Raw genomic sequence first — 24,717 nt, 5'->3', positions numbered from 1 at the left:
CGTCACCGCATGCTCGTCTCGAGGAGGTCGACGAAGGTCGTGTTCTCTGCCACGGCCCAGTAGCCGCCCATCGATACCGTCACCGCATGCTCGTCTCGAGGAGGTCGACGAAGGTCGTCTCCTCCGCGGCCACCCCGAAGGCCTCCGCGCGGAGCAGGGTCTTGCGTGCCCACGCCTGGTGCGGCTTCATCTCGTTCATCTTGTTCCGGTACGGGGAGGCGTTGGCGCCGCCGCCCACGTCGCCGACGACCGAGAGGGCGTCGACGTACTCCTCGTGACTCACGACCGACATCGCGTGGACGACCGGCACGTGGCTCGGGTGGATGACCGTCTTGCCGAGCAGCCCGTTCGCCTGGTCGAGGGCGATCTCACGGATGAGGCCGTCGAGTCCCTTGAGGAGGAGCTTCTGCCGCAGCTGCGCCTCGTTCGCATCCTGGAACGGCGTCATGCGCAACTGCGGGCGCATGAGCCGCTCCGCGTTGTGGAAGTGCTCCCAGACCGTGCCGGTGATGACGAAGTCGTCGCCCGGTCGACCGAAGACGTTGACGACGTCGGCGATGACCGAGGAGACGAGCTTGACGTCGTAGACGGTGAGGTCACGCGAGCGCCGGAGCGAGAAGGCGCTCGAGAGGTCGGTGGCGCCGATGCGGACGGCGAGGACGTCCTCGCGGTGGGCCTTGGTGACGTCGACGATCCCGGAGAGGGTGTCGTCGCGGGTCTCGCGGTGGATCATCCGCGGCGACTCGAGGATCGGCATGACCCGGAGCCGACGCGCGCCGTTCGACCCGTCCTGCCCGTAGTCGCGCTGCACGCGACCGAGTGCTTCGAAGAAGCGGTCCGCCACCCCGTCGCTGTTCTCGTACTTGGGGATGACGAAGCCGCTCAGGAGGTCGAGTCCCGGACCGAGGAGCCCGGCGACCCGTTCGAGCTGCTCGGGCGTGCGGACGCGGATGAAGAGCAGCGGCAGCACCGGGCGCTTGGACCCTGAGCTCTTGGCGGCGAGCTGCTGCATGGCCTCCGCGACGTTCGTCTCGGCGAACTCGACCGCGTCGTCGGGGACCGAGTCCTCGAGGCACAGCACCATGCTCAGGCAGCCGTGCTTCGCCTGCTTCACGACGTCCTTCGCGAGCGTCGGGCGCGTGCCGGGACTGTAGAGCGTCGCGCCGAGTGCCGCCGCCACGTGTTCCGGTGGGGAGTCGATGCTGATGGGGCTCGGGAGCTTGTGGAACAACCGCGACGCGCGCTTGTCGTCGACGTAACTGAAGTGGCGCATGGTCATCGTCTCCGGGGTTCGCGGGCGACGACGTACGGCGTCGGCTCGAAGCCGAACTGCTGCAGGAGCGTCTGGAGGGGGATCTCGGCGGGAAGCGGTTCGAGGCGGAGTTCGAGTCTCGACCCGATGCGCAGCAGCGAGACGACCGGGGCGGCACCGGTCTCATCGGCGGCTGCGAAGCTCTCGCCGTCGAAGAGCTGCACCGTCAGCGGACGACCGGCTGTGCCGACGAACAGCGCTCGACGGATGAGGTGCACGTGTCGGAGGGCGAGGATCGCGTCGCCGCCGTCGAAGCCGAGCAGCGGCCGGTTGCCGGGCGTCGTCACGGGCGTGCCGTCGACACCGTCGGCCGTCGCGACACCCGTGACGAGCTCGACGGTCTCCCACACGATCGCCGTCGCTCCGCCGACGATGAGGCTGCCGATCGCGGACTGACGCGGGTCGAGCCGGACCAGCGGGGTCTCGTCGTCGAGGACGCGGACCTCCTCGGCCGTCGGGGCGGGGAAGGGCTGTGGGGTCGTCGGAGCTGCGGCGGGCGTGGTGGCCGGGCGTGCCGACGGCGCAGCGGGAGCGGTCGACGAGGATCCGCCGAGCGAGAGTCCCGTCGACGGTGCAGACGCTGCCGATGCCACCGGGGCAGGGGGTGCGGCGGCGGACGTGGACGGCCCACCGAGCGTGAGTCCGGTCGACGGTGCTGCCGATGCGGCCGGCGCTGCAGGAGGAGGTGCCGCCGGGGCGCTCGCCACGGGCTCCGCCTGCGTGACCGGCGCGGGTCTCGGCTTCACCCGACGACGGAGGTAGTCGATGTCCCGTCGCACCGGGGAGGTGTTGAGCGGCACGGCTCAGAGGTCGATTCTGAAGTCGCGCGCCACGCCGGCGAGACCACCGGCGTACCCCTGCCCGAGAGCACGGAACTTCCAGTCCGAGCGGTGCCGGTACAGCTCGGCGAGCAGCAGCGCCTGGCTGCTGCGGACCTCGGCGATCGGCACGTCGAAGCGCACGAGCTCCCGACCGTCGGGTGCGGCGACGCGGACGAACGCCGAGCGCACGGGGGAGAAGTCGCCGGGGCCGCGGACGTCGGGGTCGATGTAGAGCAGGAAGGCGATCTTCGACACGGCGTCCGGCACGCGCGACAGCTCGACGTCGATCTCCTCATCGTCGGCCTCGGACGAGAAGGTGACCGCGCCGTCCTGGCTCTCGACCTGGTTGAAGAACACGAGGTGGTCGTCGGACAGCGCCTTGCCGTCGTCGCCGCACATGATCGCCAGCGGCACGGGTTCGCTCTGCGGCCCACGGCTCGCGATGACGTCCCAGCCGAACCCGATGAGCACCGCGTCGAGACCGGGGTTCTCTGCGGTGAGCGCGGCGTTCGCGCCCGCGATCAGTGACGCCATCAGTGCGCACCCAGCACGAGACCGGCGTCGGGCTCCTGGAACTTGTCGGAGAGGAACCGGCCGTGCGTCGAGAGTTCGGCGATCGCGCCGATGCGGATCTGGTTGAGGAGGTCGCGGATGGTCTCCTCGATGAGCTCCAGCTGACGGGCGAAGACGATCGTGCTGCGGGAGTCGTCGGTGCGGTCCGCGGCCGGCAGCGCGAGGAAGGAACGCAGCGGGCTCGGGAGGTAGTCCGTCACCATCGCGGCGAGGAGCACGCGCTGCTCGGTCGACGCACCCTGGTCGGCGATCGTCGCGACGACGAGGCGCAACTGGTCGTCGATCTGTCGGAGCTGCGAGGTGATCAGCGTGGGGAGGTCGCGCCCCACGGAGCGCACCGAGTCGCGGAGTTCGTCGAGGTGGCGAGCGGTCTGCTCGTCCTCCGTCTCACCGACGGGCGCCGGCGTGGCGTCGACGACGCCGAGCGGCTCGGCCCCGCCGGTCCGCAGTGCGTTCAGCAGTCGTCCGAATGCCATCCCTCGTCCCCTTCGTCCTCAGCGACCCGTGCGCCCGGTCACCCGAGCGTGAGGCTACCGCAGTTCGCGCTGCTCGGCCTGACGGCTGCGCTCGAGGTACGGCTTCGCCTTCTCGAGGCCCGTCTCGAGCGCGTTGACGGTGCCCTCCATGTTCTTGGCGGCTTCGGCACGGAAGGTGTCGATCGCGTCCATGGTCTGGAAGACGTTGTCGAACGCGCGCTGCAGGGTCTCGACGCTGACGCCCGAGGTGGACGCCTGCTGGTGGATGCGCGTCGTCTGGTCCTTCAGCATCTCGCTGGTCTGCAGGATCATGTTGTTCGTCGTGGTGTTGATCGCGTCGATCTGGTCGAGCACCATCTTCTGGTTCGCGAGGGCCTGCGCGACGACGACGGCGGTCCGAAGAGCGGCGATCGTCGTGGTGCGAGCGCGGTCGACGCCCTTGATGAGCTCGAGGTTGTTCTTGCGGATGAGGTCCATCGCCAGGTAGCCCTGCACCGAGACGGCGAGCTGCGTGAGGATGTCCTGGTGGCGCTGACGTACGGGGAAGAGGACGTCGGCCTCGAGCTTCTGCGCCTCTTCGATGCGTCCGGCGGACCGGGCTTCGTCGATCTTGGCGACGCACGCGGCGTCGAGCGCCTTGGCGAAGACGGCGTACTCACTGAGCGCCTGCATGGTCTCCCAGAGCTGGACCTTCTCTCCCGCGAGCGAGGCGTTGTCCTTCAGGAGTTCGTCCTGTCCGGCCATGAGCGACTTGATGATCTTGTCGAGCTGGGTCTGCGCGGACTCGTACTTCTGGAAGTACTTGGCGAGCTTGTTGCCGCCTGGGATGAACCCGAGGATCTTGCGGCCGACGCCGAGGTCCGCCTGGTTGGGCGTGAGGTCCTCGACGGTGCTGCGGAGGTCGCCGAGTGTGGTCGCGACCTTGATCTGCGCGCTGTCACCCGAACGCTTCGCCCCGGCGACCGAGGTCGACGAGCGGTCGAGCATGCGCGAGGAGTACCCGCTCGACTGCACCATCTCCTTGCCGCCGATCTGGGAGATGCCCTCGATCTTCTGCGTGAACTCGGGGGAGCGCGGGTCGAGCGTCGCGACCTCGGACACGAACGAGCGTGCCTGCTGCTGGATCTCCGTCTGGCGCTCCGCCGGGACCGGGACCATGCCCGGCGCCTCTTCGGCCTGCACGACGTCCGGTGCGTCCGGAGCGTGCAGCACGAGGGAGGCTGCGGCCTGTTCGTTGGCGTCTGGCGGAGTGAGTGGCGTGCTCATGCGGTCGACCTTGCTCTCGTGTGTGGCTTGCTCGTGGTGGAGGCGTCGGTGCTCAGCCGAGCGGGACGCCGAAGTCGCCGGCGATGCCGGCGAGACCGGTGGTGTAGCCCTGGCCGACGGCCTTGAACTTCCACTCGGATCCGTTGCGGTAGAGCTCCGAGAACAGCATGGCGGTCTCGGGAGCGGCGTCCTCGCTGAGGTCGAAGCGGACGATCTCGGTGCCGTCCTGGTCGACGATGCGGCAGTACGCGCCGCGGACCTGGCCGAAGTTCTGGCGACGCTCGTCGGCCTTGTCGATCGACACGGCGATGACCACGCGCTCGACGTCGGCGCCGACCGCGTTCAGGTCGACCGAGATCTGCTCGTCGTCGCCCTCGCCGTCGCCGGTGCGGTTGTCACCGAGGTGCTTGACCGAACCGTCCGCCGAGGCGGGCTGGTTGTAGAAGATGAAGTCGGCGGAGGAGCGCACCTTGCCGTTCGCGCCGATCAGCAGCGCCGAGGCGTCGAGGTCGAAGGCCTCACCGCTCGTGGTGCGCGGGTCCCACCCGAGGCCGACCGTCGCGACCGTCAGGCCGGGGCTGGTCTTGGTGAGCGAGAGGTTGTTGCCCTTTTCGAGGGTGAGTCCTGCCATGGTGATCGCTTCTCCTTCGGAACTGCGCTGACGCGCGGGGGACTACTGCGGGTGGTGCTCAGAGGGCCTGGGCGGCCGGACCGAGCAGATCCATGACGGAGCGCCCGTTGGCGCGCTCGCCGATCGCCTTGAAGGTCCAACCGTTGCCCTCGCGCGAGACCTTCGACATGATCATCGCCGTGTGCGGGCCGGAGTCGGTGAGCTGGTAGCGGGCGACCTCGGGCGAGCCGGGGGTCGAGTCGTCGATGATGCGACTGAAGGCGTTCTGCACCGTGTCGAAGGTCTGCCGGCTGTAGCTGCTGATCACGAACACGATCTGCTGGACCGACGGCGCCACCTTCGAGAGGTCGACCAGGATGGTCTCGTCGTCACCGTCGCCGGCGCCGGTGAGGTTGTCGCCGGTGTGGGTGGCCGAGCCGTCCTTGCTCGCGAGCTGCTGGAACCAGATGGTGTCGAGGACCTTGCCGGTGGCGTCGAAGAAGATCGCCGAGGCGTCCAGGTCGATGTCGGGCGCGGAGGCTGCACGACCGAAGAAGCCGCGCTTCACCGGTGCGACGCCGTCCCAGCCGAGGCCGAGACGGATCCGCGTGAGCGAGCCACCGTCCTGCTTCGTCAGTGAGAGCGACTGGCCCTTTTCCAGACTCAGACCCATGGTTCCGTCTCCTTGATGCTTCATCGTGTAGCTGGTGGTGAGGTGTGGGACGTGCGCCCCGGCCGAAGCCGGGAGCGCACGTCCCACGTTATCGGTTCAGCCGGGCGAGCGCCCGGATTCCCGGTCCGTTCAGAGCAGGCCGCGTGAGTCGGAGCCCTTGGCCTGCAGCTCGTGGGCTCGGGCGAGCAGCCGCTGGAGCTCCTCGTCGTCGGCCGCCTTCGCCTGGTGCTTGGGCTTCAGGTTGGCGAAGGACTTCTGGCGCTCGACCATGCGGGTGTAGCTCGTCTCGAGCTCGACCTCGTCCACGTGGTGGCCGACCGGGATGTCCTCGGGGGAGTCCGCGTGGAGCACGATCTTCTTGGCCTGGCTGCGGGCGTCGCTGATGATCGTGTGGGCACGGCCCGCCGGGCTGAGGAGCGACAGCAGGACCGTCACGAGGAGGATGCCGACGATGACCGCGAGCGAGAGGCCCGTCTCGATCTCGAAGACCGGGACGTGCTCACCGCCGTTGATGAACGGCAGGGTGTTCTCGTGCAGCGCGTGCAGGACGAGCTTCACACCGATGAAACCGAGGATCGCCGCCAGGCCGTAGCTGAGGAAGATGAGGCGGTCGAGCAGGCCGTCGATGAGGAAGTAGAGCTGACGGAGGCCGAGGAGCGAGAACGCGGTCGCCGTGAAGACGATGTACGCGTTCTGCGTGAGGCCGAAGATCGCGGGGATCGAGTCGAGCGCGAAGAGCAGGTCGGTGCCGCCGATGGCGACCATGACGAGCAGCATCGGGGTGAGGACCTTCTTGCCGTTCTCGATGGTGACGAGCTTGTCGCCGTCGTAGCGGTCGGTCGTCTTGAAGAGGCGCTTGGCGAGTCGGATGACGAAGTTGTTCGCCTCGTCCTCGTTCTCCTCCTCCGGACGGAGCAGCTTGACGGCGGTGAAGATGAGGAACGCGCCGAAGATGTAGAACAGCCAGGACCACGCGTTGACCGCGGCGGCGCCGAGGAAGATGAACCCGGTGCGGGCGATGAGCGCGAAGACGATGCCGAAGAGCAGCACCTTCTGCTGGTCGGCACGCGGCACGCGGAAGCTCGACATGATGATGAGGAAGACGAAGAGGTTGTCGACTGACAGGGCCTTCTCCGTGATGTAGCCGGCGAAGTACTCGGACCCGAGCGTCCCGCCGCCGAAGATGAGGACGCCGACACCGAAGATGAGGGCGAAACCGACGTAGAGGGCCGACCACTTCGCGGCTTCCGGCAGCGTCGGCTCGTGGGCCTTGCGTACGTGGAAGATGAAGTCGAAGGCGAGGAGGGCCAGGATGCCGACGATCGTCAGCAGCCAGACGTATCCGGGGATTTCCATGGGCTGTATTCTCCGCAGCGCTCGAGGTGGGGGACGGGTGACGTTTAGTTGGTGCCGTCCCACTATATAGTTGGTATGGTCGAACCAACACCCGAACGCCGGTATTCAGGAAGAATTCAGCTATGAGCGATGAGGTCGACCCAGCCGACGCCGGCGCCGTCATCCAGGCGTCGCTCGCGTCCGTGCTCCGATGGTCCACCCGGGCCGACAACCGCCGTTCCCTGCACGACGCCGAAGGCGCAGCCCTGACCGGCACGGACGCGTGGCTCCTCGAGTACGTGATCACCGCCGGCCCGATCCGCATGTCGACGGTCGCGGGCTGGATGGACGTGGACAAGTCGACCGCGACGGCCGAGGTCCGTCGCCTCGAGGAGGGTGGTCTCGTCGTCCGGGAGACGGATCCGAGCGACCGTCGAGCGGTGCTCGTCAGCGCCACGGAGGAGGGACGCACGGCCCTCGAGCGGCACCGGCAGGCGGCCCAGCAGGTCTACAACACGCTCGTCGGCAAGTGGAGCGAACACGATCGCGTGGAGCTCGCCCGACTCCTCTCGCGGTTCGTCGACGAGTTCTCCTGGGTCAGCGACGCGGTCTCCCGGCACAACGCGAGTCGCTGACCGGACGACCTCACGGGTCCACGCGCACCGGGATCGACCCGGTCCGCTCCGCCCGTGGCCCGTACACCCAGAAGCGATACAGCACGAAGCGGAACGCGGAGCCGAGGGCCAGGCCGACGATGTTCGCCGACACGTTGTCCGCCAACGGTGTCGTCAGGTGCAGTGCGTCGTGGGAGACCCAGAGGCAGCCCAGGGCGATCGCGCCTCCCGCGAGGCTCACGATGCCGAACTCGAGCGCTTCGCGGGCGACGTCCGAGCGCCGATGGGCGCGGAAGGTGAGGAGCCGGTTGCCCACCCAGTTGGCCACGATGGCGAGCGTCGTGGAGACACCCTTCGCCACGAGCAGCCCGGAGGTGCCGGTGTGGAGGAACACGGTGTACGCGAGGAGGTTGAAGACCCCGACGTCGACGAGGAAGCCGACGCCGCCGACGAGGCCGAAGGCGGCGACCTCGCGGACGATCGGGCGCCGGAGCAGCGCGCGCGGGTTCGGGAGGGGCCGCATCACCACTGCATCACGACCTGACCAGCTCGAAGACGATGCTGCGGTTGACGGGGATGCGCTGCTCGACGCGGTAGCCGAGGGCCTCCAGATCCGCTACGTCCGGGGAGGTGCTCGACCCTTCGACGACCCAGACGGTGTCGTGGCCGATGAGCCGGTCGTGGATGTCTGCCAGCGGCGCGGCAAGGTCCCAGAGCTCGGGGCGGTCGCGGTAGCTCGTCTCGAGCGCCACATCGTCGAGGCCGGCGAAGGCCTGCGGGTAGAGGTCGATCGCGAGCCGCGACTTGCGCGAGGGCTTCACGGACTGGTCGAAGACGACCGCGTCGCCCGGCGAGGCGTGGGCCTGGACGACCTCCGCGGTCTGCCGGAGGTCGCTGCCGTCGTCCTTCGCGAACGGGCCACGCTGTTCCACGAGGACCGGGGTCGCGAGCGCCAGCACGAGCGCAACACCGGCCGCGGTCGCCACCGTGCGGTCGACCCGCTTCGGCAGGACGTCGACGATCGTCCGGAGTCCGAGCGCCATCATGATCGCGACGGCCGGGACGCAGAAGGTGACGTAGCGCAGGTTGTACATCGGCGTCACGAGGGTGTTGCCGATGATGAGCAGCGCCGTCGGTGCGAGGGCCCAGACGGCGATCATCGCCAGTGCGCGACGCTGTCGGGAGGATCGGCGGACCACGAGGACTCCGATAGGAGCGAGCACGATCAGCAGCCACGCGAGCACGGCGAAGGCCGGCGTCTGGAACCACTGGCCGACGAGCACCGATTCCGGCGTCGCGTAGTCCCGTCTGCCCAGGAACGCGATCTGCTCGCGCTGCGCGATGCCCGCGATCACGATCGGAGCGCCGAGGACCAGTGCACCGACGAGGGACCAGCCCCAGGCTCGCATCACCCGCCGCCCGGGGCGCTGGAGCACCATCCAGGTGGCGTGCACGAGGAGGAGCATCGCGAGGTACAGGAACAGGTACATCGAGGCGGCGCTCGCGACGGCGAAGAGGGCCCAGCTGCGGCGTGATGTGGACCGGCGACGCACGAGCGACACGAACCACACCGTCAGCCACACGACCGCAGCCATGCCCAGCGCGTAGGAACGTGTTTCGGCGCCCATCCTCGTGACCTGGGGGATCACGGCGAACACGAGGCCAGCCGTGATGCCGATCGCAGGGGTGAAGAGCGTCCTCGCGAGCACGACCGTGCCGGCCGCGGCCAGACCGACCCCGACAGCACTCGGGAACCGCGTGACGGCCTCGGCGGTACCGAAGGCTCCGGTCCAGACGTGCAGGAACGCGTAGTACAGGCCGTGGACGGCGTCGATGTGGCCGATCATCCCGAACATGACGGGGAGCGGACGTTCGGCGGCGAGGACGCTCGCCGCCTCGTCACCCCAGTACGACGGCGTCCCGATGCCGATGAGCGAGACGAGGGTGGCGAACAGGCCGACGACCCAGGGCATGGCGCGGCCGCCGAGGAGGGTGTGGAGGGCGTCCCACCGACGGCGCGAGGGCGCGGTCGGGACGGTGATCGTCGCAGTCATGGGTTCCCCTCGGACGCGACAACCTGGCGCGTCGTCTCATCGTCCGCCGCTCGGATGAACGCGAGCAGAGAGGTTCCTGAGAGGGCGCGGGGGATCCTGCCGGAAATTGACGGCCGGGGGCGGGCCGTCCCGGTGGAGAGTTGTCCCCATCGCGCGGCGTCGGCGCGCGGGACAGACTGCAGGGGTCCGCCGCCGAAAGGAACCCCGATGCAGCTCTCCCGAGTCACCGCCCTGATCACGCTCCCTGTCGCAGCCATGCTCGTGCTGGCGGGATGCTCCACGCCGTCGGCCCCCGACGCGAAGCCGACGGAGAAGGCTTCGTCGTCCGCGACGTCGAAGCCGACCTCGACCGGATCGGCCGATGGTGAGGTCACCGAGCCTGGAGCGCAGGTCGGGATCGATGAGCCGATCGTCTACGAGTCGCAGGGCACCGACGGCGTCACCACGCTCATCAGCGCGAAGCTGACCGAGGTCACCCCCGCGACCGCCGACCAGGTCGCGTTCCTCAAGACGCAGTTCGACGGCGGAGAACTCGACGGCTACGACATCACACTTATCCGCCTTGAGATGACCAAGGTGTCGGGCGACCCGGTGGCGTTCAACAGCGACGCGACCTCCTTCGCACCCGTCGACGCCGATGGTGAGAAGGTCCAGGAGGCCACGCTCATCGGGTGGGACGAGTGCGGATCCGAGTCGTTCACCGAGGAGTTCGATGGCGGCGAGCCGATCACGCAGTGCTACGTCGCGGCGGCTCCCGCCGGTGGCAAGGCTCCGGCCGGCCTCATGTACGACGGCGGTTTCACCGACCCGAACCCCTACGACTCCTTCGACGGCGACCCGATCCTGCTCATCAAGGACTAGCTGTCCTGCGGGCCTGAGTGCCTGCGACAGGCTCAGGGACCGCGTCGTTCTGGGGTCACGTCTCCCGGTCATTGAGCCTGTCGAAGTGCCCACGAGAACCCCTTCGTCGGCGGGGTCAGAACGGCGCGGGGTCCGGTTCCGTTCGGTGGTGTTTCCCGTCGGGTGTCGTCCAGTCGAGCACACCACCTGGCCCGTGGTCGAGGTTCCACCCGGGCAGGTGCTTCATGCGGTGGTGATGTCGACACAGGCAGGCGAGATTCCCGACGTCTGTGGTGCCGCCGTCTTCCCACGCGACCGAATGATCGAGGTCGCACGCTCTGGCGCGCCTCCCACAGCCCGGTGCCCGACAGGTGCCGTCCCGAAGCCGCACCGCGCGTTGCAGGTCGGCCGGAACGCGGTACTGATTCCGCCCGACCGACAAGACCGCGCCGGTCTCGGGCTGGACGAGGATCCGGGTGAAGCTCGGCGCGTTCACCGCGATACGCGCCGCGGTCTCGGGGTCGATGGGACCGTAGCCGTCGAGGGTAGCCGGGGCATCGGAAACGCCGGCCATGCTGAGCGCCGGGACCGTGATCTGCACCGTGGGCGTGATGTGCTCCTGCACTTCGATCGGGTGCGGGAGCACCGGGCTCGACAAGACATCTTCCGGCGTGACACCGGTGAGCGCGAGCGCCGCGAGGGCGTCCGCTTGCAGTTGTGCGCAGGTGCGGGTGTCGCCCGCAGCGCGCGACGCCGCCGCGGCCGCCTCGACGCGCTCGACGATGCCCTGCGCGATCGGCGCCGTCGTGAAGAGGTGCACCCACGCCATCCCGTCGGCGGCGGGCTCGAACTCCACGCGGCGGTCGGCCTCGGACCGCCGGGCTCGGGCGGTGATGGACTCTGGGTGGAGGCGCTCGCGGAGCACGCGGGCGCGCCTGCGGAGGTTCGCGTTGGTGGACTCCTCCGCGACCGGCAGGACCTCGGCGAGGAACACTGCCCGCCCCGCTGTCGGCACATCGCTGAGTTGGTCGATGATCGTCTGCGCGTGCCGGACCGAGATGCGACCGGCCTCGAGGGAGGCAAGCACGGACGGCGCATCGTTGACGAGGCGCTCCGCGTCGTTCGTCGCCCGCTGCACCGTCTGCTCCGGCCGGCGCGTCGCCATGGCGAGGGCCGCGCAGGTCGATCGGCGCGAGAGCGCCTGACGCTCGGCCGCCGGGAAGACGGCCGGAACGACCGAGTCGGCGAAGGCGTCGGCGTAGGCGGCGGAGCGGGCTAGGAGGCGGGCCTCGCGTGCATCGAGAGCCGCCCGCAGTCGCTGGATCTCTGCGTATTCGTCCGAGAACTCCGCGAGCTGCGCGGCGTAATCGTCGCCGACGCGGATCGCGGTGAGGGGGGTCTCGGTCATGGAACAAGTCCACCGCGGACCACTGACATTCCAGATGGTGAGCCGTCCCAGTTGTGGAAGTTGCTCGTGGGCCCTTCGACAGGCTCAGGGACCGGGGAGGGGAGTCAGGGACCGGGGGAGGACAGACGAACGCCGGTGACCCGAGCGGGTCACCGGCGTCCGTGTGATCGGGAGGTCAGTTCTTGAACGCGTCCTTCACGTTCTCACCGGCCTGCTTCACGTCGGACTTGGCCTGGTCGGCCTTGCCCTCCGCGATGAGCTTGTCGTTGTCTGTCGCCTTGCCGACGGCCTCTTTGGCCTTGCCCGCGAGGTCTTCGGCGGCGTTCTTGATCTTGTCTCCTGCGCTCATATGGTGCTCCTCACATGTTCTTCGGGCTGTCGATCCGCACTGATCGAATCCGACAGGGCGACCGGGTGGACGCCCTTCACTTCTACACCCGGGAGCCCCAGGCTCGGGCGGGGCTCCAGCAGACTCCCAGAGAACTCCCCGGACCGCGCTGTGCCAGTGCGCCCGTCGTCGGATCGTCGTCGACGACCGGGACCCTGGCCATCAGACCACGCCGCTCGTGCCGAGCAGGGTGCCGATCGCGAAGGTGACGGCGAGGGCGAGCGCTCCACCGACCACGACCCGGATGGTCGGGCGGAGCGCGGGGTTGCCGCCGATCCTCGCGCTCGTGAACCCGGTGAGCGCCAGCGCGATGAGCACGACGATGAAGGTGATCGGGACGCGCACTTCGGGCGGCGGCAGCAGGATCGCGAGCAGGGGGAGCAGTGCCCCGATCGTGAAGGCGAGCGCCGATGCGCCGGCGGCCGCCCACGGGCTCACGACGGCGTCCTCGGTGATGCCGAGTTCGGCCTCGAGGTGCGCCGTGAGCGGGTCGTGTGCGGTCAGCTCCTCGGCGACCCGCCTCGCGGTCGTCGGCTGGAGCCCCTTCGCCTCGTAGATCCCGGCGAGTTCCGCGAGCTCCGCCTCGGGGTCGTCGGAGAGCTCCCGCCGCTCCTTCGCGATGAGGGCGCGCTGACTGTCCCGCTGGCTGCTCACCGACACGTACTCGCCGAGCGCCATGGAGATCGCACCACCGACGAGCCCGGCGACACCCGCGGCGAGGAGCGGGGCGCTGTCGGTCGTGGCACCGGCGACACCGACGACGAGGGACGCGACGGAGACGATGCCGTCGTTCGCGCCGAGCACACCCGCACGGAGCCAGTTCAAGCGGCCCGCGAGGTCACCGCGGTGCGGTTCGTCCGGGTGGCCGCCGGTCGGTGGTGAGGAGCTCATGGATGCATCCAAGCACTCCGCGGGCCGCCCGCGCACGGTTCCCGCCCGATCGCGTGCCCGGTCGCCTAGACTGGAGGCTGGTGCGCCGGGAAGTCTGGTCGGCGGGCGGTCGATCGGGATCGCTCTGCTGCTCGACCGAACCCTCCCCCGAAGGATCCGTATGCCCGACGCTCACCGCTCACACGACCTGCCGGCCGACCAGGCCCCGCACTCGATCTGGCGTGGCATCCACCAGACGCTCCAACAGGACACCGTCGGTGGTGCCCTCCTCGTCGTCGCAACCGCACTCGCGCTCGTGCTCGCCAACACCGGTGCCTCCGACTTCTACCTGAGCGTCCGCGACTTCACCTTCGGTCCGGAGGCGCTCCATCTGAACCTCTCCATCGGTGCCTGGGCGGCCGACGGGCTCCTCGCGATCTTCTTCTTCGTCGTCGGCCTGGAACTCAAGGAGGAGTTCGTCGCCGGAAAGCTCCGGAACCCCAAGACCGCGGCGCTCCCCATCGCCGCAGCCGTCGGCGGCGTGGTCGTGCCCGCCGTCATCTACGTCCTCGTGAACCTGAGCGCTGGGCCCGACGCGCTGCAGGGCTGGGCGATCCCGGCCGCCACGGACATCGCGTTCGCCGTCGCCGTGATCGCGGTGGTCGGCAAGTTCCTGCCGCCGGCACTGCGGACCTTCCTGCTCACGCTCGCCGTGGTGGACGACCTCATCGCCATCAGCATCATCGCGATCTTCTACACCGACCACATCGAGTTCCTGCCGCTGGCGCTCGCCGCGGTGCCGCTCGCGATCTTCGCCGTGCTCGTCCAGCGCGGCGTCCGGGCCTGGTGGGTGCTCATCCCGCTCGGTCTGTGCACCTGGGCGCTCATCCACGCCTCCGGTATCCACGCGACCGTCGCCGGCGTGCTGCTCGGCTTCATGGTGCCCGTCTTCGCGACGAAGCGCGCCCGCGTCCAGGTGGGGACCACCGCCGAGGGGCGCCCGGTCTACGACGGGCTCGCCGCGCACTTCGCCGATCGTTGGAGCGTCGTGTCCACGGCGGTCGCCGTCCCGATCTTCGCCTTCTTCTCCGCGGGCGTGGTCATCGGCGGGATCTCCGGGCTCGTCGAGTCCTTCCAGGACACCATCGCACTCGGGATCATCGCCGGACTCGTCCTCGGCAAGCCGATCGGCATCCTGGTGACGACGTTCTTCGTCACCCGACTGCCCGGCCTCGGCCTCGACCCGTCGATCCGTTGGGTCGACCTCGTCGGCATGGCGTTCGTCGCGGGCATCGGATTCACGGTGTCGCTGCTCGTCGGTGAACTGTCCTTCGGTGTCGGCAGCGAGTCCGACGACCACGTCAAGGTCGGTGTGCTCGCCGGCTCGCTCATCGCCGCCGCCATCGGTGCCGCGGTCCTCGCCGCCCGCAACCGGGTCTACCGGCGTGCGGTCACGGCTGGAAGTAGTACGCCGAGTGCAGGCGGCAGCCCGGATTGAACCGGGCGTCGCAGTTCGGGCAGGCGTCGACCTCCAGGTATCGCTCGATCGTCAACTCCGCCGAGCACACGCCGCACAGGATCGCCTCGCGGTCGCGCTGCTCGCGCGGCCACTGCTCGGCCGGGTGGTCGGCGCACTCCGCGTGGCACAGGTGGCACGGGTAGTACTCGCCGCAGCAGGCGAAGCGGATCGCGATGACGTCGAGCGTGGTCGCGTAGTGGACGCAGCGCGTCTCGTCGTCGACCGTCTTCCCGAGGACGTGCACGGTGTCGCCGCCGCCGCTCATCGGACGCCCCGGGCGGTGAGGGCCTCACCGAGTTCGTCGGCGTGCTTCAGCGACACCACGAGGAACGGCACGACGAAGGTCACCAGGTTCGACCCCGCCCCGCGCGCACGCTGCGCCTCCCGGACGCTCGTGGCCAGGCGGGCGAGGACCGGCACCGTGTTGATCGCGACGGCGAGCATCAGGGCGATGCGCGAGGGGTCGACACCGAAGCGACCCAGGGGCTGGAGGACGCGCTCGAAGGCGTCGAGCAGGTCGGCGACGCGCGTGCTCAGCACGAGGAGTGCCGCGAGCAGGATGGCGGCGACGATGCGGGACGTGTTCGACACGGCGGACTCGACGTCGAGGAACAGCAGTTGGCCGGCCACCGTGATCGTGATGATCCAGCGGATGAGCAGGAGCTGCCGTCCGAGCTCGCCGAGGCCGAGACCCGAGACGAGGTAGGCGATGACGGTCACCGTGGTGGCGATGCCCGCGGTCCACCAGCTCGTCGGTAGGAGCGAGATCGCGAGCACCACGACGAGGATGCCGAGCGCCTTCGGGCCGGCCGGCGCGCGATGGAGCCAGCCGGAGCCGGGGCGGTAGAGGGTGATCACGCCGTCACGACCGCAGACTCGCGCGGTAGGCCGCGATCACGTCGTCCGATGCGCCGTGCGCGACGACCCGCCCGCCGTCGAAGAGCAGCGCGGTGTCGCAGCGGGCGGCGAGTTCCAGGTCGTGGGTGACGAGGAGGAGCTGATGGCCCGCCTCGGGACGCAGGAGGTGGTCGGCGACGGCGGCGCTGTTGCGGGCGTCGAGGTAGGCGGTGGGTTCGTCGGCGATGAGCAGCGCCGGCCGGCGGATCACGGCCCCGCAGAGCGCCAACAGCTGCTTCTGGCCACCGGAGAGTTCGTAGGCGGACCGGTCGGCGAGCGCCGTCAGGCCGAACTCGTCGAGCGCATCGGCGACCTGCGCGGCGATGTCGGCCTTCGACGCCTTCGTGCCGCGGAGGGAGAACGCGACGTCCTCCGCCACCGTCGGCATGACGATCTGCGCGTCCGGGTTGCTGAACACGATGCTGACGAGTCGTCGAAGGGTCGCCGTGTCCTTGGCTGCATCGACCCCGTGGACCTGGACGCTGCCGGCGGTCGCGCGGGTGAGGCCGCCGACGAGCCGGGCGAAGGTGGACTTGCCCGAGCCGTTCGCGCCGATGACCGCGATGCGCGCGTCGTCGAGGTGGAGCGTCACGTCGTCGAGTGCGACGGTGTCGCCGAGACACGCGGTGACGCGGTCGAGACGGATGGCGGATGACTGGTCGATGTCCCCGATCATCGCACGACCTCGAACACCGCGGCGACGCCGAGACCGCCGCCGACCGACGCTGCCGCCACCCCGATCGTGCCCGCTGGAGCCCCGCCGCGGACGAGCCGCGAGAACAGGCGGACCACGGCGACCGCACCGCTCGCGCCCCACGGGTGACCGAGCGCGAGGGCTCCACCGTCGGCGCAGAGTCGCTCATCGTCCTCGGCGACACCGAGCCGGTCGAGCACGGCGAGCGTCTGGGCCGCGAACGCCTCCACGATCTCGAACGCGGCGACCTGCGCGAGGTCCACGCCGGCCCGTTCGAGGGCGTCGAGGATCGCCGGCGCAGCCCCGATCGCCGGGAGTGCCGGGTCACAGCCGACGACGGCGTGCGCCCGGACGGCGAGACCGGGCGTAGCGCTCCCGTGGGCGGGCCCGCCGGGTCCGCCGGGTACGACGAGCACCGCGGCGGCACCGTCGCTCACCCGGCAGGTGTTGCCTGCGGTGAGGGAGCCGTCGCTGAAGAGTGGGGTGAACCGGGGGAGGAGCCGCTCGATCCCGCTGCGCGGCGCCTCATCGTGCTCCGCCGCCCCGACCAGCGGGACGAGCTCGTCCGTGAACCGCCCGGCGGCCACGGCGCTCGCCGCACGGTGCGTGCTGCGCGCCGCGTAGGCGTCCTGGCGTTCGCGGGAGATCCCGTCGTGCTCCGCGAGATCCTCGGCGGCCCTGGTCATGTCGGGGTCGTGCCAACCCGACGGCGCGAACGGTGCACGCGTGTATGCGACGCCGTCGACGGAACGGGTCGGCGCGGTCGACGCGCTCTCGACACCGCCGGCGATCCGAGGCCGACCGTCGCCGGCGCTGATCGCCGTGGACGCCTCGATGATCGCCGCGAGGCCACTGCCGCACTGCCGGTCGACGGTGAGCCCTGGCACGGCGAAGCCGAGGCCCGCTCCGAGTGCGGCGACGCGGGCAGGGTTGCCGCCAGGCCCCATGCAGTTGCCGAGGACGACGTCCGCCACCACCGGCGGCAGGCCCAGCATGTGCGTCGCGTCGTCGTGCACGGCCCGGACGGCGGGGACCGCCAGCTGCTCGACCGTTAGCGTGGCGAGAGCGCGCCCGCGCGTCGCGATCGGCGTCCGTCGGGCGGCGACGATGCGCGGGAGGGTGTGCGACTCAGTCAAGGGACGCCACCGTCCCGGCCGCGAGTCGGTCGGCGAGCTCCGCGCGGGCGGCCTTGCCGGTGACGGTGCGTGGCAGCTCGTCGACGACGAACCAGCGTCGTGGCCGGTGGGTCGGCGGCAACAACGGTTCGAGGGCGTCGCGGAGCGTCGCGCGGCTCGGCTGCGAGCCCGGGTGCAGTTCCAACACGGCCGTCACGAGCGATCCGACCCCGGCGTTCGGTAAGCCGAGCACGACGGCGTCGTCCACCTCGTCGAGTCGGCGCAGGGCCTCCTCGACGTCGGCGGGGATGACGGTCGCCGCGGCCGTGAGGATCGCGTCGTCGGCTCGGCCGAGGAGCGTGACGATTCCGTCGTCGATCCGCGCCCGGTCGCCGACGGTGGACCAGTCGCCGTCGCGTCGGAGCGGGCCGTCGCCCTCGAGGTACCCGGTCGCGACGAACGGCGATCGGACCCACAGGACGTCGTCGTCCCGGACCTCGAGCTCGACACGGGGGAACGCGCGGAGCCCGGGTCGATCCGGATCGACACCGTCGTCGACGGCCACGAAGGAGAGCTCGGCGGCACCGTAGTAGGAGACGACGCGGATGCCGAGGCCCTCCGCGGTGGCGCGGAGTCCGGGGTCGAGTGAGGCGCCTCCGATCAACGCCACCCGCAGGCGGGGCGGCACCTCACCGTCGAGCAGCGCCCGCAGGCCGTTCGGGGTCCCGTGGAACCGGGTCGCGTCACGGGCGTCGTCGGGGGTGAGCGCGTGGGTCGTCGGGAGGATGAGCGAGCAACCGACGGCGGCCGCATGGGCGACCGAGAACAGCGAGAGCGACGACGCGGGCGGCGACGACAGTGCCAGGACGTCGTCCGAACCGAGATCCAGCAGTGTTCCCACGGCCGGGAAGGAGTCCGCCCACGACGCGGCGGTCCGGAGCACGATCCGCGGCTCGCCCGTCGTGCCGGAGGTCAGCGTCGCCCAGCCCTGGTCCGGCTGTGGACCGGCCGCGGTGCTGCGGTCGCGGACGGAACGCCAGTACGACTCGCTCCATCGATCGTCGCCGAGCAACGGCACGCCGCCGGACGCCCGCACCTCGAGCGCCCGACGGACGAGGTCGGTCGGCGCCCCGCCGCGCAGCGGGACGAGGTGCCCTGGACGCACGGTCATCCGATCCGGGCGGGCTCGCCGGGACGCGTGGAGCCGGCGCCGGCCGCGTTGCGGAACGCGCGTGGGTAGGCGCGGGCGAGCGTCATCGTGATCACCGTCGCGAGCACCACCTTGACGAGGTCGCCGGGCACGAAGACGAGGCTCTGCAGGGCGGTCTCGCCGAGTGGCAGGCGGGTGACGAGCGACTGCACCGGGATGCCGAACGCGTAGATGACGCCGATGCCGCCGACGAACACGCCGAGCGCGGTGCGCCACCAGCGCAGCCGACGCCCACCGGCGTGCACGATGAGCCCGATCACGAAGACGCCGGCGATCCAGCCGAGGAGGTATCCGGCACTCGGTCCGACGAAGACGCCGACCCCGCCGCGACCGCCGGACAGGAGCGGCAGGCCGATGGCGACGAGCGCCAGCAGCACCAGCATGGAGAGCATGCCTCGCCACGGGCCGAGGATCGCGCCGGCGAGCATGACGCCGAGGGTCTGCGCCGTTATGGGCACCGCGCCGAGCACCGAGAACGCGCCGGGCAGGCCGAGGGCGGCCACGATGGCGGCGAACACGGCGATGCGTGCGATGTCGGTCGCGTCGATCCGGAGTCTGCTCATGCTGGGTCCTTCGTCGGGATGGTCGGTTCGCTCGGGGCGGGTGGATCGCACCTGAACGGTGTTCACCTGAACAGCGTTCACTATAGTGGTGCTTATGTCCGGACCCGAAACAGTGCGTCGCCATCGGCGCGACGACGTGGCTCAGGTGGCGCTGCGGATCCTCGACGATCACGGCCTGGCCGACCTCACGATGCGCCGCCTCGCCGCGTCGCTCGACGTCCAGCCGAGCGCGCTGTACTGGCACTTCGAGAACAAGCAGACCCTCATCGCCGAGCTCGCCGACCGGATCGTCGACGCCCACCCGGCACCGGTCGACGCCGTGTCCGAGGCCGGCTCCGACTGGCGCGAGCGGACGCGCGTGGAGGCGGAGGCGCTGCGTGACGCCCTCCTCGCCTATCGCGACGGCGCCGAGGTGGTGTCGAGCACCTACGCGCTCGGGCTCGGTTCCGGACGGGCGCTCACCCGGCTGACGGATGCGGTGTCGGTGGCCGGGTTCGACGAGTCGACGAGTCGACGTGCGGGCACGGTGCTGCTCCACTTCATCCTCGGGCACGTGTCGCACGAGCAGCAACGGATGCAGTACGACAGCGTCGGTGTGCTGGCCGACGGTGCGACGGATCCGCTCGGCCAGGAGGACCAGGCCCAGGCGTTCGCCTTCGGGGTCGGTCTGCTCGTCGACGGCCTGGCGGCGCTCTCCGTCCGCTGACGGCTCTCGGTATGCCGATAGCACAGCGTGGATGGAACCGCCCACCGTCTGGATCGGCGGCGGCCCACGGTAGCGTTGGAGCAGGCAGGACGTGAGGGAGGCCGGTGATGGCGAAGGGTGATGACGACGACGTCGACATCGTCATCGACGCCTGGGCGAACGCGCTGCCCGATGTGGACTTCGCACCGCTCGACGTGGTGTCCCGCCTCCGCCGGCTCGTGCCGCACCTGCAGGAGGTCCGACGCCTGTCGTTCGCCGCGAGCAACCTGCGGCCGTGGGAGTTCGAGTTCCTCTCCATCCTCCGCCAGCACGGAGCGGACGGGCTGACGCCGTCCATGCTCGCAACGCGGTTGGGCATCACGAGCGGCAACCTCGCGAGTCAGCTCGACCGCCTGGCAGCACGCTCACTCGTCGCCCGTCAGAAGAACGAGGCCGACGGCCGGAGCAAGATCGTCGTGCTGACGACCCTCGGTCAGCAGCGGGTCGACGAGGCGATGCGTCGGCTGGTGGACGACGAGAACGCGATGCTCGCCGACCTCAGCCATGAGCAGGTGGCCGTGCTCATCGAGAGCCTGCGGGTCATCGGCGCGGCGCTCGAGCGTCGGTAGGGGTCTGCTCGACGCCCTTCGACAAGCTCAGGGACCGGACCCGCCTCAGAACCGCAGGTCGGACGGGTCGCTCAGCTCGATCCAGGTGTCGGTGTCGGGACGCACCGTCGCCGGAGCCGGCTCGAGGACATCGGCGGAGGCGAGGGCCCCGAAATCGAGACCGGTGAGGCTCGCGAGGTCCAGGATCGGCAGCTGGAAGGTCCGGAACGGGCCGAGTGGGGGGACGGCGGTGGCGTCTTGCGTGTCGTCGATCGCACTGGACCGGCCGACGTCGATGTCGTCGAGCTGCGCCGACTGGTCGAGGAGGTAGCCGCTCGCCGCGAGCGCTCCGCCGTTCGACCACGCCGCCACCTTCCAGAATCGGCGCGGGATCTGTACGCCTCGGTAGAGCGGGTCCGTGTCGGCGAACACCGGCCCGGTGAAGACCGACAGCCGCCGGCGCCCGGCCGAGGCGTACTCGAGGACGAGGTCCTCCAGGCCGTTCCAGAGCTCGAGTGACTGGTTGAAGTCCGCAGCCTGCGGTGCGGCGTTCGTGTAGCAGAAGGTGTCGACGTTGGCCTGCCGGGCGATCTCGACGGGCCCCCAGACCGGGTCCCTCCGGCGCACGAGGTGGCCGCGGTCCAGGTCGTTGCGGGCATAGAGCTCCGGGCCGGCCTGCTCCTCGACCGGCACGCGGTCGTCGAGGTGCCAGTCGTCCCCGCGCCCGAGGTCGAGGAGGGCGGCGCCGTCGATGTCGACGGCGGTTGCGGCCGCCAGCCGACGATCGGGGTCGAGCAGCACGGAGAAGTGCGTGTAGTCGAGGGTCCGGAGTCGCGCCTTGGCCGTGGGGTCGGCTGGAGCGGGGATGGTGAGTGGTTCGGAGAGGTCGAGGAAGCCTGAATCGAAGCCAGTCATGAACATGAGTCGATCATGATTTCGGGTGGAAAGGAAGCGCGGAGCGGTGGCGCTGTTGTCACCGGCGCAAGCGCTGCAATGCTCATATTTTTGTTTCAGTATGAAGTTTGATATATTTTACTTATGACCACGATCTATCAGAACCCGCACCGAGCCAGCGACGCCCGCATCCTCGCGGCGCTCGTGTCGGCGACCTTCCTCGTCGACGCCCTGATCGTGTTCGGCATTGGATTCCTCCCCGGCGTCTCAGGGATGGACGGTGGCGTCACCGTGGCGACGGCGACGATCCTGACTGCGGTCCTCTTCGCGGTGCAGTTCGTGGTCGTCGTCGTCCTCGCTCGCCTCGCCCGAGCGTCGATCGCCTGAGCCGACTCAGAAGCGGATCTGCGTCTTCGGTCCGGAGCCGACCGCGCGGGGGAGGCCGTCGGTCAACACCCGTGGCACGTCGTCCAGGCTGATGACCGTGCCGATCAATCGCCGGACCGTGTCACCCATGGAGGCGAACCGTCGCGCCGCTTCATCGATGCAGTCGGATCCGCCGAGCACGGCGTGCAGTGTGGCGTCGAGGGCGATGAGTCTGCCTGAGGGCAGCCCCACGTCGCCGCCGGGCACGCCGAGGAGTGCGATGCGGACGCCGGTGGTCGCGTTGTCGAGGAGACGGCGGGTGACCTCGGCCGAACCCGTCGCCTCGATGATGACGTCGAAGCGCTCGTCGCCGAGGTCGGCCGGATCGCGCGTGGCCAGGCCGAAGTCCGCGGCGAACCGCCGATCGGACTCGCGGCGCGCCACGACGGTGACGGATGCCCCGGAATCCGCGGCGAAGAGCGCGGCGAACATGCCGAGGGTGCCGGCGCCCCAGACGAGCACGCGGTCGCCCGGCCCCACCGCCGTGAGTCGGACGCCACGGAGTGAGCAGGAGGCGGGCTCGACCATCGCACCGAGGTCCGCGTCGACGCCGGCCGGGAGGCGATGGACCGCGCGTTCGGGGACGACGAGGAGTTCCGCGAGGGCTCCCTCCAGTTGTCCGAGGACCCCGAGTTCGAGGTGGTCGGGGCAGAGGTGGTGTCGCCCCGTGGCGCAGAGCGTGCAGGCACCGCACCCGATGAAGGTGTCACCGGTGACGAGGTCGCCCGGTGCGATCGCGGTGACACCCTCGCCCACCGAGACCACCCGGCCGGCCCACTCGTGGCCTGGTTGAAGGGGCAGGGTGGTGCGGCCGTCGGCGAGGTACGGCATGGTGCCGCGCAGCAGCGCGACATCGGTGCCGCAGAGCCCGGCGCGTTCGATGCGGATGAGGACCTCACCCGGTCCGGCCTGTGGATCCGGTCGGTCGAGGACGGTGGCCTCGTTCTGTGCGGTGATCCGTACGGCTCTCATGCGGTCTCCTCGTCGTGACGGCGCTGGTCAGAGCGTCGTGGGGGTATGCCGCCGTCTCAGCTCACCAGGACGACTTGCCCCCGCCTGCGACGACCGCGCTCGGCCGCTGCGTTTCGGTGAGGCGGGAGGTGCGGAGCGGCGTCGTCTCCCACCAGGCGTCGAAGGTGCCGGCAGCCGGGTCGATCTCGACGTGCATGCGGTGGGGGGTCTCGATGAAGATCGCGTCGACGCGGAGGACCCGCGCTCCGATCTCGCCACTGGTGCCCCAGGCGGCGCTGGCGACGATCGGACCGTGTGTCCGCCATGCGCCGACGCCGGGGACGAGCTCCACCCGGTCGTCGCCCTCGTGCACGACCAGCACGATGTCGTCGCCCTCGCCCGCCGTCACCTCGAGCGCCGTCAGCTGCGCCAGGCCGGTATCGGCGGCCGCCGCGAACGTCCGTCCGGCGAGTTCGCGCAGTGACGCAGCCGAGCCGGTCTCGTCCGAGGCGTCGAGCGGCGGCAGGGCGAGCCCTGCCAGGCGCTCGAGCAACGCCTGGTCGGTGGTTGCGCTCGCACCGCGCTCCGCGTCGGAGGCCTGGCCCGTCCCCAAGGCTGGAAGCAGGTGCTCCCACGCGGCGTTCAGCACGGCCTGCATGTCGAGACTCTGCCCGGTGATCGCCAGGACGACGTCGTGCTCCGGCAGGACGACGCAGTACTGACCGTAGGCGCCGTCGCCACGGAACCCGTGCCGGGCCATCCAGAACTGGAACCCGTACCCCTGCGCCCAGTCCGACTCCGGGTCGTCGCCGTTCGCGATGTGCGATCGCGTCGCCTCGGCGACCCAGGCGGCCGGCAGGAGCTGCCGCCCCTCCCACTCGCCACCCTGCAGGTAGAGCTGACCGAGCGCGGCGATCGCCTCCGTCGTCGCGTGCAGACCGCTGTACCCGAGCTCGAAGCCCTCGTCGTCCCGCTGCCAGTCGAAGTCGCCGATACCCAACGGCTCGAGCAGCCGCGGTCGCAGGTAGTCGGTGAGCGTCCCGCCCGTGACGCGCTGGACGATCGCCGCGGCCGTGTACGTGCAGGGTTGGTTGTACGCGAAGACGGTTCCCGGGTCCTCATCGGGAGGGAGGAGCAGGAAGCCGCGGACGAGGTTCGTCGGGTCGATCGCAGCGGCCCGCATGATCGTCTCCTCGCGGTGACCGCTCGCCATCGCGAGCACGTGGCGCACGCGCATGGCGCGGCTGCGGGGGTCGGTGATCTCGGCGTCGAGCTCCGGGAAGTGACTGATGATCGTGTCGTCGAGTCCGAGCAGACCCTCCTCGACGGCGAGGCCGACGGCGGTCGAGGTGAAGCTCTTGCTCAGCGAGTACAGCAGGTGCACCCGATCAGCCGAGTACGGCGCCCACCAGCCCTCGGCGACGACGTTCCCGCCGCGCAGGAGCATCAGGCTGTGTGGTTCGACGTTCGGCGTGTGCTCGAGGGCGGTGATGAACGCCTCGACCCCGGCGGCGTCGACGTGCTGGGCGGACGGAGTGCTTCGCTGCAGGCTCATCCCTCCATGCTGCCATCTGCCGGCGGTGGGATCGACCCGACGCTCAGTCCTGGTCGGCGTCGAGCTGGTCGCGGAGGCCCTGGTTGATGTCCTCGAGGTCGAGCACGCGAGCGATGCCGGCGAGGTTGACGCCGTCGTCACGGAGATCCGTGACGCGCTTGAGTCGCTCGATGTCGTCCTCGCTGTAGCGCCGGGTGCCGCCCTCGGTCCGGGACGGGGTGAGGAGGCCTTTGCTCTCGAAGAGTCGCAGCGACGCCTCCGGGACACCGGCGAGCTGGGCCGCGACGGCGATGCCGTACACGGGTGTCGTGCCGTCACGATCGGCCATGCTTGAGATTTCCTTTGAACGGGTTGCAACGG

At 70.1% G+C, this 24,717-nt stretch carries 29 protein-coding genes; 6 read left to right on the top strand and 23 right to left on the bottom strand.

Annotated features, from left to right (window positions below; translation table 11 throughout):
• Window positions 1-79: 79 nt before the first annotated feature.
• The 8 genes from BIU99_RS11675 to BIU99_RS11640 all read right to left on the bottom strand — a co-directional run bounded on the left by BIU99_RS11675 (window position 80) and on the right by BIU99_RS11640 (window position 7,087).
• Window positions 80-1,273, bottom strand: a complete 1,194-nt coding sequence (locus BIU99_RS11675; protein WP_071261351.1) for an HpcH/HpaI aldolase/citrate lyase family protein — start codon at window positions 1,271-1,273, stop codon at window positions 80-82.
• 2 nt (window positions 1,274-1,275) lie between these two features.
• Window positions 1,276-2,112 carry a hypothetical protein gene (locus BIU99_RS11670; protein WP_071261349.1) on the bottom strand — a complete coding sequence of 279 codons (837 nt, stop codon included), beginning with the start codon at window positions 2,110-2,112 and terminating at the stop codon, window positions 1,276-1,278.
• Between the two features lie 3 nt (window positions 2,113-2,115).
• Window positions 2,116-2,667, bottom strand: a complete 552-nt coding sequence (locus tag BIU99_RS11665; protein ID WP_071261348.1) for a TerD family protein — start codon at window positions 2,665-2,667, stop codon at window positions 2,116-2,118.
• On the bottom strand, window positions 2,667-3,182 hold the full coding sequence (locus BIU99_RS11660) for a hypothetical protein (protein ID WP_064295864.1): 516 nt from the start codon (window positions 3,180-3,182) through the stop codon (window positions 2,667-2,669). Before BIU99_RS11660 ends, BIU99_RS11665 begins: the two co-directional genes overlap by 1 nt.
• Before the next feature lie 54 nt (window positions 3,183-3,236).
• The gene (locus BIU99_RS11655; RefSeq protein ID WP_064295865.1) at window positions 3,237-4,448 is read right to left on the bottom strand and encodes a toxic anion resistance protein; all 1,212 of its coding nucleotides are present in this window, start codon (window positions 4,446-4,448) and stop codon (window positions 3,237-3,239) included.
• A 52-nt stretch (window positions 4,449-4,500) separates the two neighbouring features.
• The gene (locus BIU99_RS11650) at window positions 4,501-5,079 is read right to left on the bottom strand and encodes a TerD family protein (RefSeq protein ID WP_064295866.1); all 579 of its coding nucleotides are present in this window, start codon (window positions 5,077-5,079) and stop codon (window positions 4,501-4,503) included.
• Window positions 5,080-5,137: 58 nt separating this feature from the next.
• Window positions 5,138-5,731, bottom strand: coding sequence for a TerD family protein (locus BIU99_RS11645; protein ID WP_064295867.1), 594 nt, complete (start codon window positions 5,729-5,731; stop codon window positions 5,138-5,140).
• Window positions 5,732-5,860: 129 nt separating this feature from the next.
• Window positions 5,861-7,087 carry a TerC family protein gene (locus BIU99_RS11640; RefSeq protein ID WP_064295868.1) on the bottom strand — a complete coding sequence of 409 codons (1,227 nt, stop codon included), beginning with the start codon at window positions 7,085-7,087 and terminating at the stop codon, window positions 5,861-5,863.
• Between the two features lie 122 nt (window positions 7,088-7,209).
• Between BIU99_RS11640 and BIU99_RS20340 the strand changes: the two genes are divergently transcribed.
• Window positions 7,210-7,701: a MarR family winged helix-turn-helix transcriptional regulator gene (locus tag BIU99_RS20340; protein ID WP_064295869.1), complete on the top strand. Its 492-nt coding sequence runs from the start codon at window positions 7,210-7,212 to the stop codon at window positions 7,699-7,701.
• Between the two features lie 10 nt (window positions 7,702-7,711).
• On the opposite strand, the gene BIU99_RS11630 is transcribed toward BIU99_RS20340, so the two are convergent.
• Window positions 7,712-8,203, bottom strand: a complete 492-nt coding sequence (locus BIU99_RS11630) for a GtrA family protein (protein ID WP_064295870.1) — start codon at window positions 8,201-8,203, stop codon at window positions 7,712-7,714.
• Between the two features lie 10 nt (window positions 8,204-8,213).
• Window positions 8,214-9,734 carry a glycosyltransferase family 39 protein gene (locus BIU99_RS11625; RefSeq protein ID WP_071261347.1) on the bottom strand — a complete coding sequence of 507 codons (1,521 nt, stop codon included), beginning with the start codon at window positions 9,732-9,734 and terminating at the stop codon, window positions 8,214-8,216.
• Window positions 9,735-9,941: 207 nt separating this feature from the next.
• Here BIU99_RS11625 and BIU99_RS11620 point away from each other — a divergent pair, with 207 nt between their 5' ends.
• Window positions 9,942-10,595: a hypothetical protein gene (locus BIU99_RS11620; protein WP_071261345.1), complete on the top strand. Its 654-nt coding sequence runs from the start codon at window positions 9,942-9,944 to the stop codon at window positions 10,593-10,595.
• 115 nt (window positions 10,596-10,710) lie between these two features.
• On the opposite strand, the gene BIU99_RS11615 is transcribed toward BIU99_RS11620, so the two are convergent.
• The 3 genes from BIU99_RS11615 to BIU99_RS11605 form a co-directional block, all read right to left on the bottom strand.
• Entirely contained in the window at window positions 10,711-11,982 is a 1,272-nt protein-coding gene (locus tag BIU99_RS11615) for an HNH endonuclease signature motif containing protein (protein WP_071261343.1), read from the bottom strand.
• 175 nt (window positions 11,983-12,157) lie between these two features.
• Entirely contained in the window at window positions 12,158-12,331 is a 174-nt protein-coding gene (locus tag BIU99_RS11610) for a CsbD family protein (RefSeq protein WP_064295874.1), read from the bottom strand.
• 201 nt (window positions 12,332-12,532) lie between these two features.
• Window positions 12,533-13,261 carry a VIT family protein gene (locus BIU99_RS11605; RefSeq protein WP_071261342.1) on the bottom strand — a complete coding sequence of 243 codons (729 nt, stop codon included), beginning with the start codon at window positions 13,259-13,261 and terminating at the stop codon, window positions 12,533-12,535.
• Window positions 13,262-13,421: 160 nt separating this feature from the next.
• Here BIU99_RS11605 and nhaA point away from each other — a divergent pair, with 160 nt between their 5' ends.
• Entirely contained in the window at window positions 13,422-14,738 is a 1,317-nt protein-coding gene (nhaA, locus tag BIU99_RS11600) for a Na+/H+ antiporter NhaA (RefSeq protein ID WP_071261340.1), read from the top strand.
• Here the strand turns inward: nhaA and BIU99_RS11595 are convergent.
• Genes BIU99_RS11595 through BIU99_RS11570 form a run of 6 tightly spaced genes read right to left on the bottom strand, consistent with a single transcriptional unit; the run spans window position 14,692 to window position 19,238 of the window.
• Window positions 14,692-15,024: a CHY zinc finger protein gene (locus BIU99_RS11595; RefSeq protein WP_064295877.1), complete on the bottom strand. Its 333-nt coding sequence runs from the start codon at window positions 15,022-15,024 to the stop codon at window positions 14,692-14,694. The two genes, nhaA and BIU99_RS11595, sit on opposite strands and share 47 nt — an antisense overlap.
• Window positions 15,021-15,617, bottom strand: coding sequence for an energy-coupling factor transporter transmembrane protein EcfT (locus BIU99_RS11590; protein ID WP_071261338.1), 597 nt, complete (start codon window positions 15,615-15,617; stop codon window positions 15,021-15,023). Before BIU99_RS11590 ends, BIU99_RS11595 begins: the two co-directional genes overlap by 4 nt.
• A gap of 4 nt (window positions 15,618-15,621) precedes the next feature.
• The gene (locus BIU99_RS11585; protein ID WP_071261337.1) at window positions 15,622-16,332 is read right to left on the bottom strand and encodes an energy-coupling factor ABC transporter ATP-binding protein; all 711 of its coding nucleotides are present in this window, start codon (window positions 16,330-16,332) and stop codon (window positions 15,622-15,624) included.
• Complete coding sequence (locus tag BIU99_RS11580) at window positions 16,329-17,486, bottom strand: thiolase family protein (RefSeq protein WP_071261335.1); 1,158 nt, start codon at window positions 17,484-17,486, stop codon at window positions 16,329-16,331. Before BIU99_RS11580 ends, BIU99_RS11585 begins: the two co-directional genes overlap by 4 nt.
• Window positions 17,479-18,636 (bottom strand): class I adenylate-forming enzyme family protein, encoded by a 1,158-nt coding sequence (locus BIU99_RS11575; RefSeq protein ID WP_071261333.1) that lies wholly within the window; start codon window positions 18,634-18,636, stop codon window positions 17,479-17,481. Before BIU99_RS11575 ends, BIU99_RS11580 begins: the two co-directional genes overlap by 8 nt.
• Window positions 18,633-19,238 (bottom strand): biotin transporter BioY, encoded by a 606-nt coding sequence (locus BIU99_RS11570; protein WP_071261332.1) that lies wholly within the window; start codon window positions 19,236-19,238, stop codon window positions 18,633-18,635. Before BIU99_RS11570 ends, BIU99_RS11575 begins: the two co-directional genes overlap by 4 nt.
• Window positions 19,239-19,332: 94 nt before the next feature.
• On the opposite strand from BIU99_RS11570, the gene BIU99_RS11565 reads away from it, so the two are divergent.
• Window positions 19,333-19,944, top strand: coding sequence for a TetR/AcrR family transcriptional regulator C-terminal domain-containing protein (locus tag BIU99_RS11565; protein WP_071261331.1), 612 nt, complete (start codon window positions 19,333-19,335; stop codon window positions 19,942-19,944).
• 107 nt (window positions 19,945-20,051) lie between these two features.
• Window positions 20,052-20,552, top strand: a complete 501-nt coding sequence (locus tag BIU99_RS11560; RefSeq protein WP_071261330.1) for a MarR family winged helix-turn-helix transcriptional regulator — start codon at window positions 20,052-20,054, stop codon at window positions 20,550-20,552.
• Window positions 20,553-20,597: 45 nt separating this feature from the next.
• On the opposite strand, the gene BIU99_RS11555 is transcribed toward BIU99_RS11560, so the two are convergent.
• Entirely contained in the window at window positions 20,598-21,446 is an 849-nt protein-coding gene (locus tag BIU99_RS11555; protein ID WP_071261514.1) for a DNA/RNA non-specific endonuclease, read from the bottom strand.
• Between the two features lie 123 nt (window positions 21,447-21,569).
• Between BIU99_RS11555 and BIU99_RS11550 the strand changes: the two genes are divergently transcribed.
• Complete coding sequence (locus BIU99_RS11550; protein ID WP_064295884.1) at window positions 21,570-21,812, top strand: hypothetical protein; 243 nt, start codon at window positions 21,570-21,572, stop codon at window positions 21,810-21,812.
• Between the two features lie 6 nt (window positions 21,813-21,818).
• Here the strand turns inward: BIU99_RS11550 and BIU99_RS11545 are convergent, their stop codons facing one another.
• From BIU99_RS11545 to BIU99_RS11535, 3 genes are all read right to left on the bottom strand, one after another.
• A complete protein-coding gene (locus BIU99_RS11545; RefSeq protein ID WP_071261329.1) occupies window positions 21,819-22,823 on the bottom strand; it encodes a zinc-binding dehydrogenase in 1,005 nt (334 codons plus the stop codon).
• A gap of 61 nt (window positions 22,824-22,884) precedes the next feature.
• The gene (locus BIU99_RS11540; protein WP_071261328.1) at window positions 22,885-24,357 is read right to left on the bottom strand and encodes a serine hydrolase; all 1,473 of its coding nucleotides are present in this window, start codon (window positions 24,355-24,357) and stop codon (window positions 22,885-22,887) included.
• A gap of 43 nt (window positions 24,358-24,400) precedes the next feature.
• The gene (locus tag BIU99_RS11535; RefSeq protein WP_064295887.1) at window positions 24,401-24,685 is read right to left on the bottom strand and encodes a MerR family transcriptional regulator; all 285 of its coding nucleotides are present in this window, start codon (window positions 24,683-24,685) and stop codon (window positions 24,401-24,403) included.
• Between the last annotated feature and the right edge of the window lie 32 nt (window positions 24,686-24,717).

Origin of the sequence: Plantibacter sp. MMLR14_011 (assembly GCF_001865025.1) — a bacterium.
Lineage (GTDB): Bacteria > Actinomycetota > Actinomycetes > Actinomycetales > Microbacteriaceae > Plantibacter > Plantibacter flavus_A.
The sequence above is the reverse complement of the archived record's forward strand: the minus strand, read 5'-3'. Positions and strand labels throughout refer to the sequence as shown.

Bases quoted from the DNA above. Each gene is read 5' to 3' on its own strand.
- BIU99_RS11675 (WP_071261351.1), bottom strand. From the start codon at position 1,273: ATGCGCCACTTCAGTTACGTCGACGACAAGCGCGCGTCGCGGTTGTTC.
- BIU99_RS11665 (WP_071261348.1), bottom strand. From the start codon at position 2,667: ATGGCGTCACTGATCGCGGGCGCGAACGCCGCGCTCACCGCAGAGAAC.
- BIU99_RS11660 (WP_064295864.1), bottom strand. From the start codon at position 3,182: ATGGCATTCGGACGACTGCTGAACGCACTGCGGACCGGCGGGGCCGAG.
- BIU99_RS11655 (WP_064295865.1), bottom strand. From the start codon at position 4,448: ATGAGCACGCCACTCACTCCGCCAGACGCCAACGAACAGGCCGCAGCC.
- BIU99_RS11650 (WP_064295866.1), bottom strand. From the start codon at position 5,079: ATGGCAGGACTCACCCTCGAAAAGGGCAACAACCTCTCGCTCACCAAG.
- BIU99_RS11645 (WP_064295867.1), bottom strand. From the start codon at position 5,731: ATGGGTCTGAGTCTGGAAAAGGGCCAGTCGCTCTCACTGACGAAGCAG.
- BIU99_RS11640 (WP_064295868.1), bottom strand. From the start codon at position 7,087: ATGGAAATCCCCGGATACGTCTGGCTGCTGACGATCGTCGGCATCCTG.
- BIU99_RS20340 (WP_064295869.1), top strand. From the start codon at position 7,210: ATGAGCGATGAGGTCGACCCAGCCGACGCCGGCGCCGTCATCCAGGCG.
- BIU99_RS11630 (WP_064295870.1), bottom strand. From the start codon at position 8,203: ATGCGGCCCCTCCCGAACCCGCGCGCGCTGCTCCGGCGCCCGATCGTC.
- BIU99_RS11625 (WP_071261347.1), bottom strand. From the start codon at position 9,734: ATGACTGCGACGATCACCGTCCCGACCGCGCCCTCGCGCCGTCGGTGG.
- BIU99_RS11620 (WP_071261345.1), top strand. From the start codon at position 9,942: ATGCAGCTCTCCCGAGTCACCGCCCTGATCACGCTCCCTGTCGCAGCC.
- BIU99_RS11615 (WP_071261343.1), bottom strand. From the start codon at position 11,982: ATGACCGAGACCCCCCTCACCGCGATCCGCGTCGGCGACGATTACGCC.
- BIU99_RS11610 (WP_064295874.1), bottom strand. From the start codon at position 12,331: ATGAGCGCAGGAGACAAGATCAAGAACGCCGCCGAAGACCTCGCGGGC.
- BIU99_RS11605 (WP_071261342.1), bottom strand. From the start codon at position 13,261: ATGAGCTCCTCACCACCGACCGGCGGCCACCCGGACGAACCGCACCGC.
- nhaA (WP_071261340.1), top strand. From the start codon at position 13,422: ATGCCCGACGCTCACCGCTCACACGACCTGCCGGCCGACCAGGCCCCG.
- BIU99_RS11595 (WP_064295877.1), bottom strand. From the start codon at position 15,024: ATGAGCGGCGGCGGCGACACCGTGCACGTCCTCGGGAAGACGGTCGAC.
- BIU99_RS11585 (WP_071261337.1), bottom strand. From the start codon at position 16,332: ATGATCGGGGACATCGACCAGTCATCCGCCATCCGTCTCGACCGCGTC.
- BIU99_RS11575 (WP_071261333.1), bottom strand. From the start codon at position 18,636: ATGACCGTGCGTCCAGGGCACCTCGTCCCGCTGCGCGGCGGGGCGCCG.
- BIU99_RS11570 (WP_071261332.1), bottom strand. From the start codon at position 19,238: ATGAGCAGACTCCGGATCGACGCGACCGACATCGCACGCATCGCCGTG.
- BIU99_RS11565 (WP_071261331.1), top strand. From the start codon at position 19,333: ATGTCCGGACCCGAAACAGTGCGTCGCCATCGGCGCGACGACGTGGCT.
- BIU99_RS11560 (WP_071261330.1), top strand. From the start codon at position 20,052: ATGGCGAAGGGTGATGACGACGACGTCGACATCGTCATCGACGCCTGG.
- BIU99_RS11555 (WP_071261514.1), bottom strand. From the start codon at position 21,446: ATGACTGGCTTCGATTCAGGCTTCCTCGACCTCTCCGAACCACTCACC.
- BIU99_RS11550 (WP_064295884.1), top strand. From the start codon at position 21,570: ATGACCACGATCTATCAGAACCCGCACCGAGCCAGCGACGCCCGCATC.
- BIU99_RS11545 (WP_071261329.1), bottom strand. From the start codon at position 22,823: ATGAGAGCCGTACGGATCACCGCACAGAACGAGGCCACCGTCCTCGAC.
- BIU99_RS11540 (WP_071261328.1), bottom strand. From the start codon at position 24,357: ATGAGCCTGCAGCGAAGCACTCCGTCCGCCCAGCACGTCGACGCCGCC.
- BIU99_RS11535 (WP_064295887.1), bottom strand. From the start codon at position 24,685: ATGGCCGATCGTGACGGCACGACACCCGTGTACGGCATCGCCGTCGCG.